Annotated in this window: 16 protein-coding genes; 8 read left to right on the forward strand and 8 right to left on the reverse strand. The window is 42.4% G+C overall.

Features of this window, described 5'->3' with window-relative positions; all coding sequences use genetic code 11:
* Window positions 1–22 precede the first annotated feature (22 nt).
* The 3 genes from QUB35_RS07085 (at window position 23) to QUB35_RS07095 (ending at window position 1332) form a co-directional block, all read left to right on the forward strand.
* Entirely contained in the window at window positions 23–361 is a 339-nt protein-coding gene (locus tag QUB35_RS07085; RefSeq protein ID WP_333140654.1) for a hypothetical protein, read from the forward strand.
* Window positions 362–445: 84 nt separating this feature from the next.
* The gene (locus QUB35_RS07090; protein WP_333140656.1) at window positions 446–808 is read left to right on the forward strand and encodes a hypothetical protein; all 363 of its coding nucleotides are present in this window, start codon (window positions 446–448) and stop codon (window positions 806–808) included.
* 65 nt (window positions 809–873) lie between these two features.
* Window positions 874–1332 carry a hypothetical protein gene (locus QUB35_RS07095; RefSeq protein ID WP_333140657.1) on the forward strand — a complete coding sequence of 153 codons (459 nt, stop codon included), beginning with the start codon at window positions 874–876 and terminating at the stop codon, window positions 1330–1332.
* Between the two features lie 421 nt (window positions 1333–1753).
* Here QUB35_RS07095 and QUB35_RS07100 read toward each other — a convergent pair whose 3' ends face one another.
* The 4 genes from QUB35_RS07100 to QUB35_RS07115 form a co-directional block, all read right to left on the reverse strand.
* Window positions 1754–2617 (reverse strand): CPBP family glutamic-type intramembrane protease, encoded by an 864-nt coding sequence (locus QUB35_RS07100; protein ID WP_333140659.1) that lies wholly within the window; start codon window positions 2615–2617, stop codon window positions 1754–1756.
* A gap of 309 nt (window positions 2618–2926) precedes the next feature.
* Window positions 2927–3967, reverse strand: a complete 1041-nt coding sequence (lpxD, locus tag QUB35_RS07105) for a UDP-3-O-(3-hydroxymyristoyl)glucosamine N-acyltransferase (protein ID WP_333140661.1) — start codon at window positions 3965–3967, stop codon at window positions 2927–2929.
* 143 nt (window positions 3968–4110) lie between these two features.
* Window positions 4111–4428, reverse strand: coding sequence for a YkvA family protein (locus QUB35_RS07110; protein WP_333140663.1), 318 nt, complete (start codon window positions 4426–4428; stop codon window positions 4111–4113).
* Window positions 4429–4986: 558 nt separating this feature from the next.
* The gene (locus QUB35_RS07115; RefSeq protein ID WP_333140665.1) at window positions 4987–6099 is read right to left on the reverse strand and encodes an SPFH domain-containing protein; all 1113 of its coding nucleotides are present in this window, start codon (window positions 6097–6099) and stop codon (window positions 4987–4989) included.
* Between the two features lie 318 nt (window positions 6100–6417).
* Between QUB35_RS07115 and QUB35_RS07120 the strand changes: the two genes are divergently transcribed.
* From QUB35_RS07120 to QUB35_RS07140, 5 genes are all read left to right on the forward strand, one after another.
* The gene (locus QUB35_RS07120; RefSeq protein ID WP_333140667.1) at window positions 6418–6738 is read left to right on the forward strand and encodes a DUF433 domain-containing protein; all 321 of its coding nucleotides are present in this window, start codon (window positions 6418–6420) and stop codon (window positions 6736–6738) included.
* A 56-nt stretch (window positions 6739–6794) separates the two neighbouring features.
* Window positions 6795–6965, forward strand: coding sequence for a hypothetical protein (locus QUB35_RS07125; protein ID WP_333140670.1), 171 nt, complete (start codon window positions 6795–6797; stop codon window positions 6963–6965).
* 97 nt (window positions 6966–7062) lie between these two features.
* Window positions 7063–7338: a hypothetical protein gene (locus QUB35_RS07130; protein ID WP_333140672.1), complete on the forward strand. Its 276-nt coding sequence runs from the start codon at window positions 7063–7065 to the stop codon at window positions 7336–7338.
* A gap of 43 nt (window positions 7339–7381) precedes the next feature.
* On the forward strand, window positions 7382–7747 hold the full coding sequence (locus QUB35_RS07135) for a papain fold toxin domain-containing protein (RefSeq protein ID WP_333140674.1): 366 nt from the start codon (window positions 7382–7384) through the stop codon (window positions 7745–7747).
* A gap of 18 nt (window positions 7748–7765) precedes the next feature.
* Window positions 7766–8140 (forward strand): hypothetical protein, encoded by a 375-nt coding sequence (locus tag QUB35_RS07140; protein ID WP_333140676.1) that lies wholly within the window; start codon window positions 7766–7768, stop codon window positions 8138–8140.
* Between the two features lie 99 nt (window positions 8141–8239).
* Here QUB35_RS07140 and QUB35_RS07145 read toward each other — a convergent pair whose 3' ends face one another.
* From QUB35_RS07145 to QUB35_RS07160, 4 genes are all read right to left on the reverse strand, one after another.
* The gene (locus QUB35_RS07145; RefSeq protein ID WP_333140678.1) at window positions 8240–8701 is read right to left on the reverse strand and encodes a hypothetical protein; all 462 of its coding nucleotides are present in this window, start codon (window positions 8699–8701) and stop codon (window positions 8240–8242) included.
* A gap of 108 nt (window positions 8702–8809) precedes the next feature.
* Window positions 8810–9025 (reverse strand): hypothetical protein, encoded by a 216-nt coding sequence (locus QUB35_RS07150; RefSeq protein WP_333140680.1) that lies wholly within the window; start codon window positions 9023–9025, stop codon window positions 8810–8812.
* 258 nt (window positions 9026–9283) lie between these two features.
* Window positions 9284–11155 (reverse strand): ABC transporter substrate-binding protein, encoded by a 1872-nt coding sequence (locus QUB35_RS07155; protein WP_333140682.1) that lies wholly within the window; start codon window positions 11153–11155, stop codon window positions 9284–9286.
* A 121-nt stretch (window positions 11156–11276) separates the two neighbouring features.
* Window positions 11277–13511 (reverse strand): dynamin family protein, encoded by a 2235-nt coding sequence (locus QUB35_RS07160; RefSeq protein ID WP_333140684.1) that lies wholly within the window; start codon window positions 13509–13511, stop codon window positions 11277–11279.
* Between the last annotated feature and the right edge of the window lie 213 nt (window positions 13512–13724).

The following is a 13724-nucleotide window of genomic DNA, read 5'->3' on the forward strand; positions in this document are numbered from 1 at the left end:
TATACAGACTAGGAGCGACATTATGGACGAGTTTGTTAGGAAAGCTGCTGGACTAGGATTGCCTGTGATTTTACTTCTAATTGTGATGGCAACTACAGGTTTTGCAGGAGCGGCCGCAATTACGACGGCTTTGGCAATGTTAGGTGGGCCAGCAGGAATGTTCGGTGGCATTGCCTTGCTGGGCATCATCGGTTTAGCGACAGAAATGTTATCTAAGTACGGTCTTGAAGCGCTGTTAATTGGAATTTACAGGCAGCGAATTCAAAATGGAGAATCTCATGCTGCAATTTGCAAAGAAATCCGCCAATTACCACTATCTGGAGATTTGAGGCGGAGACTTGGGGAAGAGTTTGGGTTTTAGTAAACATGAGATGAGCAATTTTATTTGTAAATTGCCCAAGATAGATCGCTGCTAATTGCTTAGAGAATCAAATAGGAGGAACAGATGGAGAGCGAATTGATTGGAGAGGTTAGATTACGCAACTGCCACCTCGTCTACCGTGAAGGCTCAAACTATCGAGTAGATGTGATTAAGGCTCAAAGACCTACAATCGTATTTACAAAAAACATTACTTGTGAAGTAGTGGAGTATTTGTACAATCAACTCAAGGGACATCAAGTTAATAAAGATGAAGCAGCAGATGTCCTCAAACCCGTTGCCAGCAAGTTAAATTTACCTTACAGCTATGGGCATCAGCTTGCCTATTATACGCAGGAGGTTTTAGTGGTACTTGTGGCGATAGGTAGAGCAAGTTTGAGTCAACAAATAGGTCGAGGTTGTTGTTATACAATTCTTCGGACGTGCTAAATCCTAAAAGGAGGCGATCTAATAGCTTTTCCGAGTTTCTGCCTTACCGCCAATAGACAATAAATATGAAATCTAATCAACTCATCCAAATCAGCGGTACACCTGGTCAAATTGTGGGGATTGTTCCAGTTCAAAGTAATGGCACAATTACGGTTAAATTGGCTGGCGAAATGTTACAAATCAGCTCGGAATCTTTTTTTGGATTAGAAACAAAAGAGGTGTTTATTCCGATTGAGGATGTTAGAGCGATTGAAACAGGAGAGGGTTGTACTTGGTGGCTGTTTTGGTTAGGAATTCCGACTCTCAGTATTTTTATCGGTGTTGTCTTTATTATTCTTGCCTTCATTGTCAAACAGCGGTATCTGACTATTTACAGCAGTCGGGTTAATGTGATAGTATTTCACAGGAAGGGAGAAAAAGTGGCTCAGTTTAGAAGTGGTGTTTTAGAGGCTCGCTATTCTAAGTCTCTGGCGATCGCTAAACCGCCCATGCCACCACCGCCATCACGTCCTTTGAATATTTGATTCAACAGAGTAGATATCATATCAAATCCGCGCTTGATCGTCGGCAGTAAAATCGAGTCAACATTCAACACTCAACAATCATTGAGTTGGGCGACCTCGAATTAACAGTTAACAATTAACAGTCAACTATTATGAGGAGTACCACCGGAATTGATATCATAATCCAAATGTCCTGAGTTTATGGTGCTCAGCAAAATAAAAATTATCGTTGTGCGATCCCCCTATCCCGGATGAGGAAGACGCTTATATAGCAATCCTACATGAGCCATAAATTTTTTAACCCCACCCCAACCCTCCCCTTGGTAAGGGGAGGGAGTAAGAAATTCACAAATGATTGAGGATTGCTATACTATCATTTATACCACAAATATAGGAGAGCCAATCTTTTATAAGAAACCGGATTTTTTAGGGTAAGTCTTATTTAAATTAACAAAAGCACGGCTGCTGTTGCTAGCAATAACAGAATTCCGGCTGCACCGGCTAGCGGCTTGGCGGCAATTCCTGTAATCCATTCTGGTACGGTAGAAGTAGGTTTAATTGCCCCTTCTGTATCTACGGTAGTTATACCCCAAATCCAAGCTGCGTGAATGCCGATCGCCAATCCTAAACTGCCATTGTCGGCGATGCGGGCTAATGTTAAAACCATCCCCATCAGCCATAATCCGGGCAGTTGCGGTAGAGTTTCTTTGGCGGCCCAAATTAGGTGGGCGATCGCGAAAATGAAACTGGCGATCGCTGCTGCGATTAGCATTGAGTAATCTTGCTGGAGGATTGTTTGCAAGCAGCCGCGAAAGATTAACTCTTCTGTGGCGCTAATCCACAATCCTAATAACAGAGTCAGCAGACTAGCAGGGCTAAAAATTAAAGTCCAAAAATTAATTGTTTTTTCGCCTGTTTCTGTGGAATTTTCGCTTTTTTTTAGCTCGATGCAGCCTGCGGTTAATTGCAGACCGAATAAAATTACTAAACTAATTATTCCTAATCCTAATCCCCGCATTAATGACATCAAAACTGCGGGTTGCCAATCCCAACCCCAATTGGTAAAAGAGGTGTTTTCAATCCACATTGTCGCCCATAAAATGAAGGGGACAATCACGTAGAGGGAAGCTAGTAAAGGTAATTTTTTGTTTCCCAGGGGTTGGGGCGGATGCCATTTGAGGGCGATCGCCAGCACAATTGCTATGGGCAGCCACACAACAATCCAAGTCAAGAAAAAGAAGATTATTTTGACAATTGCTGGTATTGACGGCGACAGCAGTCGCAGGTTAGTTATACTATTCCACATTTAAGGGGTTGCAACTATAATACTGTTGACTGTTGGCTGTTAACTGTTAACTGTTGACTGTTGACTGTTGACTGTTGACTGTTGACTGTTGACTGTTAACTGTTGACTGTTGACTGTTAACTGTTGACTGTTGACTGTTAACTAATGACTAATAACTAATAACTAATAACTAATGACTAATGACTACTGACTACTGACTACTGACTACTGACTACTGCCAACTGCCAACTGCCAACTGCCAACTGACTACTGCCAACTGCCAACTGCCAACTGCCAACTGCCAACTGCCAACTGACTACTGCCAATTGACTACCGATCGAGCTTGCGCTGAATTTGCCTCAGAGACTGGTACATTTCGGGCAAGCGGTTGTAGACGGCTGCGGCTTTGAGAAATAATTTATGCGGAATTGCTGGAACGCCCGTCACGATCGCACCTGCGGGCACATCGCTGTGAATTCCGGCTTTAGCAGTGGCGATCGCCCCATCTCCGATTTTGGCTTGATTGGCAATTCCTACTTGACCTGCCAAAATTACATTGTTGCCAATTTTTACTCCGCCAGCCATGCCAACGTGAGCGGCAAAAACGCAATTTTTCCCTACTTGACAGCCATGACCTACCTGTACTAAATTGTCGATTTTTGTATTCTGGCCGATGCGGGTTTCTCCGACAGCGGGCCTGTCGATCGTGCTGTTGCAGCCAACCTCAACGCCCTCTTCTAATACAGTGCAGCCAGACTGCTCCATTTTCACCCATCCTGTGGCTGTCGGCACGAACCCAAAACCTTCGGAACCGATCGCCGCACCGCTGTGAATCACGCAATTTGCCCCGATGCGAGTACGTTCGTGAATGACACAGTTAGCGTGTAAAACAGTGCCTTCGCCTATTTCCGCATCTGGGTAAATTACGACATTTGGATGAATGCAAACGTTGCTGCCAATTTTGACTTTTGCTTGAATAACGACGTGGGGGCCGATATAGACATTTTCACCAATTTCTGCTGAGGGGTGAACGACGGCTGAGGGATGAATTTCGGATGCTGGGCGAAACGGTTGATAGAAAATGGCGATCGTTTCAGCAAACAGCAATCGCGGATCTGCTGCGGCAACCCAAGCAATATTGCGATCGTCGCATTGAGCTTGAAGACTTTCATCTAAGGGCAAAATTAAAGCCGAAGCATTTGTAGTGGCTGTATGAACGGCAAATTTAGCACCTTCTATGTAACTGATTGTGCCCGATGCAGCTTCATCAACAGGGGCCGCGCCTGTAATTTCTGGATCGGTAGCAACCGACGCTGTGAGGGTGCGACTGGTGGCTAAATTAAGTTTTTGTACTATTTCGCTAAACTTCATCTATAAAAATTTGTTGTTAGCACAGATGGATCATAGTTAAAATTACCAGCTTTGGAGCACGATCTGAGCAGTTGCCATTTAAAAAACAAAAACCCCGGTTTCTTGAAGAAGTCGGGGTTGTAGCGCTCGATTATTTTTGGCAATTATTTTACAGAAACTGCATCTACGTCAACGGTGCTGCCGTTGGCTTCTGAATAATTGGCACCGGTGGCTTCGGATGCTGAAGCTGTCTCTGTTTGGCGGGATTTAAAGTAGTCGATCGCCATTTGGGAAACTTCGGAAATCAGCAAGACTGCAATTGCCACATCGTCAATTTGTCCAACGACGGGGAGAAAGTCTGGGGCAATGTCGATCGGGCTTACCAGATATGCCAGGGTTCCCAGAATAATCCACCAGCGGTATTTGGGGTTGCGGAGGGTGTCGCGATACCAGTTGTAAACAGATTGTATAGAAAAGTTCATCAGGTTGTCCTCTACTTATATTTTCCATCTTGACAAATTGTCGCTCGAAATGCTTGTGGAGATATCCCCCCTAGGGTTGGCAAGAGACTTCTACCTGGGAGTATAGGGAATTGGGGAGGGAGAAGGTGTCAATCGATTTTAGATTTTAGATTTTAGATTTTCGAGGCGACCCCACGGATAAATGCGGGGGCTTGAGGATTTTCGATTTTCGATTTGGGATTGATTCCACGGATAAATCACGTGGCGGGTACCACCTTTGAAATTCGTGGTCAAGCTGTGTGGGAAGGGCGGGGACTCTTGACAACGCCCCTACAGAAACCTGACAGATGAAAGGCGATGGAATGAATCTGCGTTTATCTGCGTTTATCTGCGGTTTAAAAAAACATTCATATTGTTGACGGTAGATTCGGAATCTATTACTTTTATATCGTGATTAAAGCAAGTTACTTAGATTGGGATTTTTCAACCGCAGATGTCAGCAGATAAACACAGATGAACGCCGATGGGATTTATCTGTGTTCATCTGCTGTTTAAACAAATCTTCATCTCTCTCACTCACTAATTTTGAAAGATCCATCTTTGGTCGCCGATCGCAATTTCGCAGCCATTTGGCAGCCAAAAAGGCTCGTTAGCAGCCAGCCTCTGCCCACCCACAAAAGTGCCGTTGGAACTGCCGCTATCGACAAGCTGATACCGCTGTTTGCCAAGTTCGTCAGTGGCGCGGCGGATTTGAGCGTGGTAGCGCGAACTTTGCGGATCTTGTAATACTAAAGTGTTGGTTGGTTCGCGTCCAATTGTAAAGGGATTGGCTGTTAGGGCGATCGCCTCTCCAGAAAGTTTGTAGATTAAATATGCGGTTGTTTGGCGATCGCTGCTGGCGAGTACGGTTGGTGCAAGTTGGGGAGGATTTCTCCCCGCAGGGAGGCTGTTTTGAGCAAGTTGTTGTGTTAGTTGTTGTAAATCTCGATCGAACCCCGCTGCTGTGTCAGAAGCGGGAAGACTCGCAGGAGAATTACCTGAAATTAAGTTTAACTGCTGTACGGGAGATTGAGGAACAATCGGGCGGCCGGCTTCGGCAATTCTCATTTGCAGGGCGGCGGCATTTTCTGCTTCTTGTCGGGCACTCATTCCCTCAACTTGGCGAATAACTCCGTTGGTTTCGGGAAAGCTGACATCGCCAATTCGCACGTCTTCTAAGTTAAAACCTAGGGTATAAAAATCTTGGACGCGATCGAGCAAATTTTGGCGCAGCAACAGCCGTCCTTGACTGATAAGCTGTTGTAGGGGTATTTGCCCGATCGCTAATCCCATACAATCCTTAACTGCACTTGCTAAAGCACCTATAGGATCGGACAATTCCAAAGCTACCCGTTTCGGATCTATAACTTGATAAATAACGGTCAGAGTGGCATCAATTAAAAATCGATCCTTAGACAAAAAATCTCCGTGCGACTGCACCTCCAAATTGCGGAGTTTGGTGTCTACGAGGACAATTTGAGCCTGTTCCAGCAGGGGAAGGGCAAAGCTGAAATGCCGCCCGGATTTCAGGGTACGCACGGCGCGGCCGTTTTTGACCAACAAACCCGTGTAACCCGCCCCTATAAAGTCCATACTAAACCCGGCCCAGCGTTCTGGAGTTATCGTTTGAATCAGGGGAGAAGCGTTGTTCATGGGAGGGAGTTGAGGGAGGGGAGATTCTATTTTTAGGGTAACAAATTGCTGGGGGCGAGCGATCGGGCGGTGTGCCGGTTTCGCAACCTCTATTCTATACTTCTAGACTCCCCGCGATTCAGGCCGGACTGGATCTAGTTTGCATCTAGTTGGTAGTGGGGGCGATCGAAATACTGTCCGTAGGGTGCGTCTGATCCTTTAAACCTGTTGAAATCGAAAGAATTAATGTCTAACGCACCCTACAATTTCCTGTAACTGTGACTATTTGTGCTAATATTAAAGAGCTTAAAAATTACCAATTAATAGCCTTTAACTATAATGTCTAAGGAATCCGTCATCACAGAACATATCGAAATTACGCCTGGGGTACTTGGTGGTAAGCCACGCATTGCTGGCCATCGAATTGCTGTAGCACACATCGCCGAAATGTATCTGAAAATGGGGATTTCTATAGAAGAAATCGCGGGCAAGTATGATTTGCCACTGGCTTCGGTTCATGCAGCAATGACCTATTATTACGATCGTCGAGAAGAAATCGATCGTCGCACGGCTGAAAGTCGAGCTATTGTGGAAGAATTAAAGCGTAATAGTCCACCATCTCCGTTACAAGAAAAATTGAGGGCAATTAGAGGTGAGTGAGCAAATTCGTTATTCTCGTTCTGTGGGCGAGATTATCCGTAGTTTGATTTTAATTTATGAAGTGTATGCACCTGAAGAAACGAGCGGGAGGATTGAATATATTTGACATGATTGTAAGCCGATCGCACTTTCGGACAAAAAGGGCGATCGCTTTTGGGATAGCTGGATGGAAAGGAGCGATCGCAATGCAGGGATTCGGTATGGGAAAGGCGATCGCGAGAACATAGTAAAATAAACTTAACAATTGAAAAATGAAACTATAGGTTATGTTAAAATGTACTCAACAAGACCGCTTTTGCACCATACCGCACGGGAATCAGTGCCATGTCCATTTCTCAACCTGAAAAGCCACAGTATTTAAAACCGATTAATCCCCCGGATCTTCAAATGCGGGCGATCGCCTACAGCTTAGATACTTTAATTCCAGGGCTCTACATTTGGCTGGGTGCGATCAAAATTAGGATTGGGGGTAGCGAACCCGAAGAAAACTATCCGGGGACTATTCACAGTCCCATTGGCATTGCTTTAGTATTCCCAGGCTACCGCATCTACAGCACTTATCAAGGTAGCTATGACGCTGCGGATAACTATTTAGGGTAAAGCGGAGTTAGGATGGCACCAAGAGATGGTCAAATAATTAAACATGATCGATGACGAATTACGACAACAAATTTCAGAAATAGCTAGTAAATTTAAGCTGTTTGAATGTAATGCTTGCGCTTTAAGCGTCCAAGAGTTTTTAATTATCAGGGGTATTTCGGGGAAAAAACTAAAAATTTACACTGGCAGTGCCAAGGGAAAATATGGTAATATTTACCATGATGACCTCGGACAAAATATTGCTACAAATGGACGGCATGAAGCTATTGCAGTTAAAATAGATGGGGAGGAACTAATTTTTGATAATATCCACAATGAAGGAATTCCTAAACAAGAGTGGTTGGGAAAATTTTATTGTTTGGCGATCGAGCTGGGCGGTAATTTTGAGATTGCGGAAATTGAATTTTAGCGAAAAGGAGATGAAACAATGTTAGATTTGTATGATTTGCTAGAAAAAATTAAGCAAAGATCGTCTTTATACTTGGGGAAGCGATCGCTTAGTCATCTCCATGTTTTCTTAGATGGCTATACCTTTTCCCGCCGTCAACTTGGTATTCCTGTAACAGAACAAGAAACAAAGTTTGAGGAGTTTCAAGAATGGATAGAGAATCGATTTAACCAAGCAGATACTCAATCTTGGAGTCGGATTATTCTTTTTTATTCTGAGGATGAAGCCGATGCACTGAAGCGCTTTTTTGATTTATTTGAAGAATTCTTGAATAGCGAACAGTTACCAAAAGATGATGCAACAAATAATTGCGAAATGTCTGATGAGTTGAGTGTTGTAGGTGTAAATGGTTGAGTCGGATATTGAGAGGGATGGAAGAGGTGCGATCGCACTTTCGGACAAAAAGGGCGATCGCACTTTCGGAAAAGCAACAATTGCGCTACACCCAAAACATTAGGAAACTGCTTTGAGGTATTGCGTTACAGGCTTCAAATCGATGTCATCGTTGTCAGTCAGTATTTTAAATAAATGACGCGGGATGCCGGCTGCAATCAAAGCTTCCAAATCGCGATCGAGCTTTGAGAAGTCTTCATAGATACCCACAAACTGAGTTACGCAAGCTAAAGATGAATCTTTCGGGTCATTGACTCCCGTGTATTTGTACTGAATATCAAAACCTGCTTTTTCGCCAATTTCTTCGATATCCCAGTCTACAAGATTAATATCTATCGCTTCAACGGCTAGGGCAATATGACCGGGCGGTATGGGGTCAAGAGGCTCGCAGCACCAACCCTCAGAATGATTCCAGACACTTTGACCAACTGATTCTCGAATTTTCATGTATTTTCCCTCACTGAAAGTAGCAGCGAAACCAGGCTTTGCCTTCAGGCCGAACATCTGCAAGAGACCGTTCATATTGAGTTGCTAGCTGTTAGCATTTCTTTTTCGCTTCTTTGAGGTTATACGCTTGTACGGGTTCGTTGATGGGATTGCCAAGCTCTTCTTTTTCCCGTTCTGGAGCTCTCACTCCTCCCCCTTTTTGCTGCTTTTGCTGGATGAGGGGGCTTGCTGAGCCTGGAACCATATTTCTATTGCTTCTTCCAACCCTTCTCCTATATTTAGCTGCTTGAGAGTACACGCAGCTTTAAACTGAAGTCCTAGTTCTTTTCGGACATCTCCCGATAGCTGTATGTAATTTGGGTCGTGTCGCTTGGCTGACACTTCTGTACTTTTTCCCATTTAGGCTTCCTCCAATTTTTATATTCTCACGATCGTACACCTGTTCTGCTGATATGTTATCATGTTAACAAGTTGAATATGTGCGCGAGTAAATAAAATAAGGGCGATCATCCTTTGGGATTCGACATGGTATAAGAGCGATCGCCCTTTTGGTTTTTGGGAAAAAAGGCCGATCGCCCTTTCGGACAATAAGGGCGATCGCACTTTAAGATTGAGGAGGGGAGAGGGGCGATCGTATGGTTATTTCTTAGCCTCAAACTATTTCACGGGTGCAAAATAGTACCCAGTTGTTGGAACTTTAGCTTTAACAACTTTCACAAGTTGAAGTGGAGGGTTGCGACGATCGCCTGAACTCTCAAACTGAATTGTACCAGATGCTCCTTTAGTAAAAAAGTCTGTGGAGGAAAGAACTTGTTGCGTTCCTGTTCTTGTGGGCTGAGACTGACGTTGAATCGCGGTAATCAATGCTTTTGCTGCATCGTAGGACATAGCAGTACGCCAATTGACATCCCCAGTACCCCAACATTGTATTGACAGATTGCGAAAGTCTGCGGATGTTAGAGTACCATCAACGTGCCAAGCAATAGCTACTATCATCCCCTCTAATACAGCCCCACCATCTTGTAAAGTTGTATCTCCATAAATACCGTCTCCTCCCAAAAGAGGCAACCTCTTTTCATTAGCTTGAGCAACTACTAATGCCTTATCTAGTGAACCTCTGTTGGGTGCTAACAAAATCACCTCGGCTCCCTGCTGTATTGCTTGTTCTACCCTGCGTTTGGCCGTGAAGCCAGGATCATACAAGTCGAAAGTATTGTCACTAGAAACTTCTCCCCCTTTTTGTGAAAGAGCTTCAATAAACTCGTTTTTAAGAGATTGACTGTATGTACTCTGAGAGTTAAAAAAGACCGCTGCTTGCTTCTTATTTAACTTAGTGACCATGTAATCGGCTAACGCTTTTGCTGCAACCGAATCGCTAGGAACAGTGCGGAAAAAATAAGAACTAGAGTTTGAAAGCCTTACAGCCGTGCTGATTGGAGAAATAGCAACAAGCTTTCCAGAGTTATAAATATCTTTTGCTGCTAAAGATACCTGACTAGCCCAATGACCCACCACTCCTAAAACTTCTGGAGCTTCGACCAAAGCTAAGGCAACTTGTTTACCTACCTCTTCTTTATCATCATCGTTGACAATTAGTACCTTAATAGGTGTAGTTCCAATCTGCTGATTAGATTCATACTGAGCAGAAGCTACGCCGCGCAGAATCTCAAGAGCTCCTTTTAAGTCACTGCCAATTGGAGCTACTACTGCAATTGTTTCAGCTTGTTTTTTTCCTATTTTTGCATTATTAAGATAGATTAGACTTTCAGGTGAGTTGCGACTTTCCTGGATTGCACCATCTAAATAAGAAATAGCTTCATTGTACTTAGCTTCAGCAATTGCTTTGACTCCGGCTTGTTTCAAAAGTTTGAATGATTTACGTACTCCTTCTTCATTTTCAATTAAAACTTTATCTCCTGAACTTATTCTGGGGTTAAATGTTAGAGGTGAATTGCTTGGACTTATTTTATCCTCCATAAGCGATTGAGGCAATAGATTTGCGACTACAATCACCGCTACTAAAGCCAGAATAGCAGCAATCACAGGAATCAAATACTTTTTGCTGATTTTTATATTTCTCTTCAAAGTAGGTCTTTTTTTTATGGTTAATTTAGTAGTTGAACCTGAATTGGGCGGACTTGGTACATCTGGAGTTAGTACGTCGGGAGTTGGTACATCTCTAACATGAGGTATAATTGGTGTTTTGGGAGCTAACTGAAGATTAGCGGCTACAAGATCAAACTTATCAGGAAACTTTGTCTTTTCATCGTATAAAGCTTCGCGTAGATCTGCCTTAGTCAAATTAGCTTTACTTAGATCGGTTCCTCTTAGATCGGATTGACTCAACTTTGCTAAACGCAAATTTGCATTACTGAGGTTAGCTTCCCTGAGGTTAGCTCCTGTCAAGTCGGCGCTATCAAACTCAACATCACTTAGGTTAATTCCACTTAAGTTTGAGCCTCTCAGATCGATTTTAAAGAAAATCCTTTCTCCTGTGTCATACTGTTGTTGAAATTCCTTAGAATCCATATCATTTACTATTCTGTGTATGTAGATAGTGTAATGTACTTCTACAAAGATTGGAGAGTAGTTTTACTACTTACTTTTACTTTTGTTTTGAGCATCTGACCTGTATTTAAGTTGTACTTTGTCAGTCTAGGAATCGCAGTAGGTCTAACTTATTGGCTGACTTAGCTTGGTTAATTAAAATTCCCCACTCTTGTTTGACTTTAATGCGCTCTCCCAAAAGTTTAAATTCATGCCACACCTGCTGTCGCTTTTCCCAAAGAAAATAATCCCATTCTTTCTCGATACCTTTAGCATATAACACCCGATCTAGAAAATCCTCCACCATATAATAAGCAACTTGATTTGGCTCAAAATACAATTTATTTAGCTCAGCTTCACAAGCTTTAACAACTAGCTCATGAGTATGTTTGAGTCGATTATATACTTCTTGAGATTCAGAATTATTAGAAGTAGTTCCTAAATTTTTAACTTCTTCCTGGACTATAGAAGATGTTACAGAAGTATTCCTCTTGGGTACAAGTATATCTAAATGAGGACGAATTAATCGCTGAATTCTGCCAGAAAATGATAAGTTAAGCTCTCCGATTTTTTTAAATCCTAGCCTCAGATTACTCTCACTTATATCAGGCAATTGTGTTGCTATTTCCATAAAAAACACAGAACCTTCAGAGTTGGATAATTTTTTAAGTCTTCCATCTTCAGCCAGCACCTTTTTTACTTCAGATTTAACAGCTTCTAAAGACTGCTGTAAATCACAATCCAGAGAGAGAAACTGTCGTGATAGATGTGCACGAACCTCTTCAAGGTATCGGAAGTACAAGCCTTGTTCACGACCTTTTACATTCTGCCGATCCTCTATTTCTTGAACTAAGGGAATGCCTGTATCTGACCTACAACTAGCAATAGTCTGTTCGACTCGTTCTTTAAATGTAGGGTCTTCTGTTTCGCGTTTATCTCTAAGTTGATAGAGTAGTTTTCCAAGACCCTTTTGGATTTCTAGCCAAAGTCCACTGTCTCCACTTTTTCCCGTAAAGTATTCATCAAACTGTTTTCTCTCGTTAGCAAACTGTTGCAGAACCTCACCAGCTTTATTTAATTCGTTTTTAACCTGCTCGTGTAATTCAACAATGCGCTGTTGACAAGTGTAGGCATATTTTTTGTCTAATTCAGTAATCTCGGTTTCCAGATACTTTAAAACAGGCTCAAAAACCTTGTTATTTGCGTTGTCGTTGGAACAGTTGGCAATTATACAGGGTTTAGCAAACTGCATCCTAACATTTCTGTTATCTACATCTGCTTTTTGACTATCACAGCCGTTTCGGTTGTTGCCAGTGCTATGTAAGTTTAGAACCATGAAAGCTCTATCAGCTAAGTCATTCAATGCCGTAGTAGCCTGATCGTACAAATTAGTATCCTGTGTTATCCAACCATAACGATCATCGCCTGGTTTGCTTACAAAAAGAACAACATCAACTTCTTTCCCCAAAGTTTCTAGCATTAACTTTTCATCACCCAGCTTAAAGTCTCCCATTCCTGGTACATCAACCAGTGCTATTTGTCCTATATCTGCTTTTGGAAAATTACAAAATATTCTTACATTGCGTACTGCCAGATGCTTATAATCTATTAAATTATTTTTGGAATCTCTGTCTTGAGAAACATATTTTTTTATTTCCTCTCTTGTGACCGTTTGAGGTGGTTGATTGAGTAGTGTTCTATAACCACCTAATCCTAAGTAATAATCTTTGTATAGTCGCTCATACATCGTTTCATCTGTAGCTCCTTCAACCAAACTATTACTAATCTCAGTAAATTTATAATTGGCAAAATCATCAATATTATCTAGCTTTCGAGTGAGATTTAGCTTTTTAAAATAAGGAAGAATAACTTCTTTTAAAAAAGACTTTTCTGTGTGAAATGTGACTACTGCTTCAATCTCTCTTTCAGACCGATGGCATATTGTGCTACGGGCAGCAGTACAAGCTTTTCCTTGACGTGCCGGAATTACATCATCAGGAAGTCCTGTCAAACTCTGTAGCAGGGTGCTTTTACCCTGACCCATCCGCCCAACAACTCCAATATTGAGAGTAGAGTTAGAAAATCGTGTTTTAAGATTTTTAAATTTTTCATACTCTGCTTCAAGCTTGTTTATCAGACGTTCCAATTTAATTGTTTCTAAGCTAACTGACGCTCCAGCTTCCCTGACCTGCGGTATGATTTCCTGGCGTTTTACTTCAAGTTGGCGCAGAGACGAGAGAAGATTTTTTATATTTTTTTCAGCCGTTTTAATGTTTGTAATTAGTCCTTGACGCTGCTTGATTATGTTAGCAACTTGCGTGGCTCTATCTGTACTCATAATTTTATTATCTCCATAGTGCTTATGCGATCGCTTAAAGGTATACGATTTTTGAGGAGCATGATGGCACTGCGGATTTGACTCCACTTTCCGTATCGGCTGCCTTTACCAGTGGGTAACGTCTTGCTCCTATATATGTATTCGGTTTCAATCCCGAATTTTTACGCAAAATCTAGCTTATTGTTACAAATCTTTACACTAGCCCATTAACCG

Source organism: Microcoleus sp. B13-B6, assembly GCF_036705405.1.
GTDB lineage: Bacteria > Cyanobacteriota > Cyanobacteriia > Cyanobacteriales > Microcoleaceae > Microcoleus.

What these genes read in the sequence shown, in the direction of transcription:
- QUB35_RS07085 (WP_333140654.1), top strand. Translation starts at nt 23, where the DNA reads ATGGACGAGTTTGTTAGGAAAGCTGCTGGACTAGGATTGCCTGTGATT.
- QUB35_RS07090 (WP_333140656.1), top strand. Translation starts at nt 446, where the DNA reads ATGGAGAGCGAATTGATTGGAGAGGTTAGATTACGCAACTGCCACCTC.
- QUB35_RS07095 (WP_333140657.1), top strand. Translation starts at nt 874, where the DNA reads ATGAAATCTAATCAACTCATCCAAATCAGCGGTACACCTGGTCAAATT.
- QUB35_RS07100 (WP_333140659.1), bottom strand. Translation starts at nt 2,617, where the DNA reads ATGTGGAATAGTATAACTAACCTGCGACTGCTGTCGCCGTCAATACCA.
- lpxD (WP_333140661.1), bottom strand. Translation starts at nt 3,967, where the DNA reads ATGAAGTTTAGCGAAATAGTACAAAAACTTAATTTAGCCACCAGTCGC.
- QUB35_RS07110 (WP_333140663.1), bottom strand. Translation starts at nt 4,428, where the DNA reads ATGAACTTTTCTATACAATCTGTTTACAACTGGTATCGCGACACCCTC.
- QUB35_RS07115 (WP_333140665.1), bottom strand. Translation starts at nt 6,099, where the DNA reads ATGAACAACGCTTCTCCCCTGATTCAAACGATAACTCCAGAACGCTGG.
- QUB35_RS07120 (WP_333140667.1), top strand. Translation starts at nt 6,418, where the DNA reads ATGTCTAAGGAATCCGTCATCACAGAACATATCGAAATTACGCCTGGG.
- QUB35_RS07125 (WP_333140670.1), top strand. Translation starts at nt 6,795, where the DNA reads ATGAAGTGTATGCACCTGAAGAAACGAGCGGGAGGATTGAATATATTT.
- QUB35_RS07130 (WP_333140672.1), top strand. Translation starts at nt 7,063, where the DNA reads ATGTCCATTTCTCAACCTGAAAAGCCACAGTATTTAAAACCGATTAAT.
- QUB35_RS07135 (WP_333140674.1), top strand. Translation starts at nt 7,382, where the DNA reads ATGATCGATGACGAATTACGACAACAAATTTCAGAAATAGCTAGTAAA.
- QUB35_RS07140 (WP_333140676.1), top strand. Translation starts at nt 7,766, where the DNA reads ATGTTAGATTTGTATGATTTGCTAGAAAAAATTAAGCAAAGATCGTCT.
- QUB35_RS07145 (WP_333140678.1), bottom strand. Translation starts at nt 8,701, where the DNA reads ATGAACGGTCTCTTGCAGATGTTCGGCCTGAAGGCAAAGCCTGGTTTC.
- QUB35_RS07150 (WP_333140680.1), bottom strand. Translation starts at nt 9,025, where the DNA reads ATGGGAAAAAGTACAGAAGTGTCAGCCAAGCGACACGACCCAAATTAC.
- QUB35_RS07155 (WP_333140682.1), bottom strand. Translation starts at nt 11,155, where the DNA reads ATGGATTCTAAGGAATTTCAACAACAGTATGACACAGGAGAAAGGATT.
- QUB35_RS07160 (WP_333140684.1), bottom strand. Translation starts at nt 13,511, where the DNA reads ATGAGTACAGATAGAGCCACGCAAGTTGCTAACATAATCAAGCAGCGT.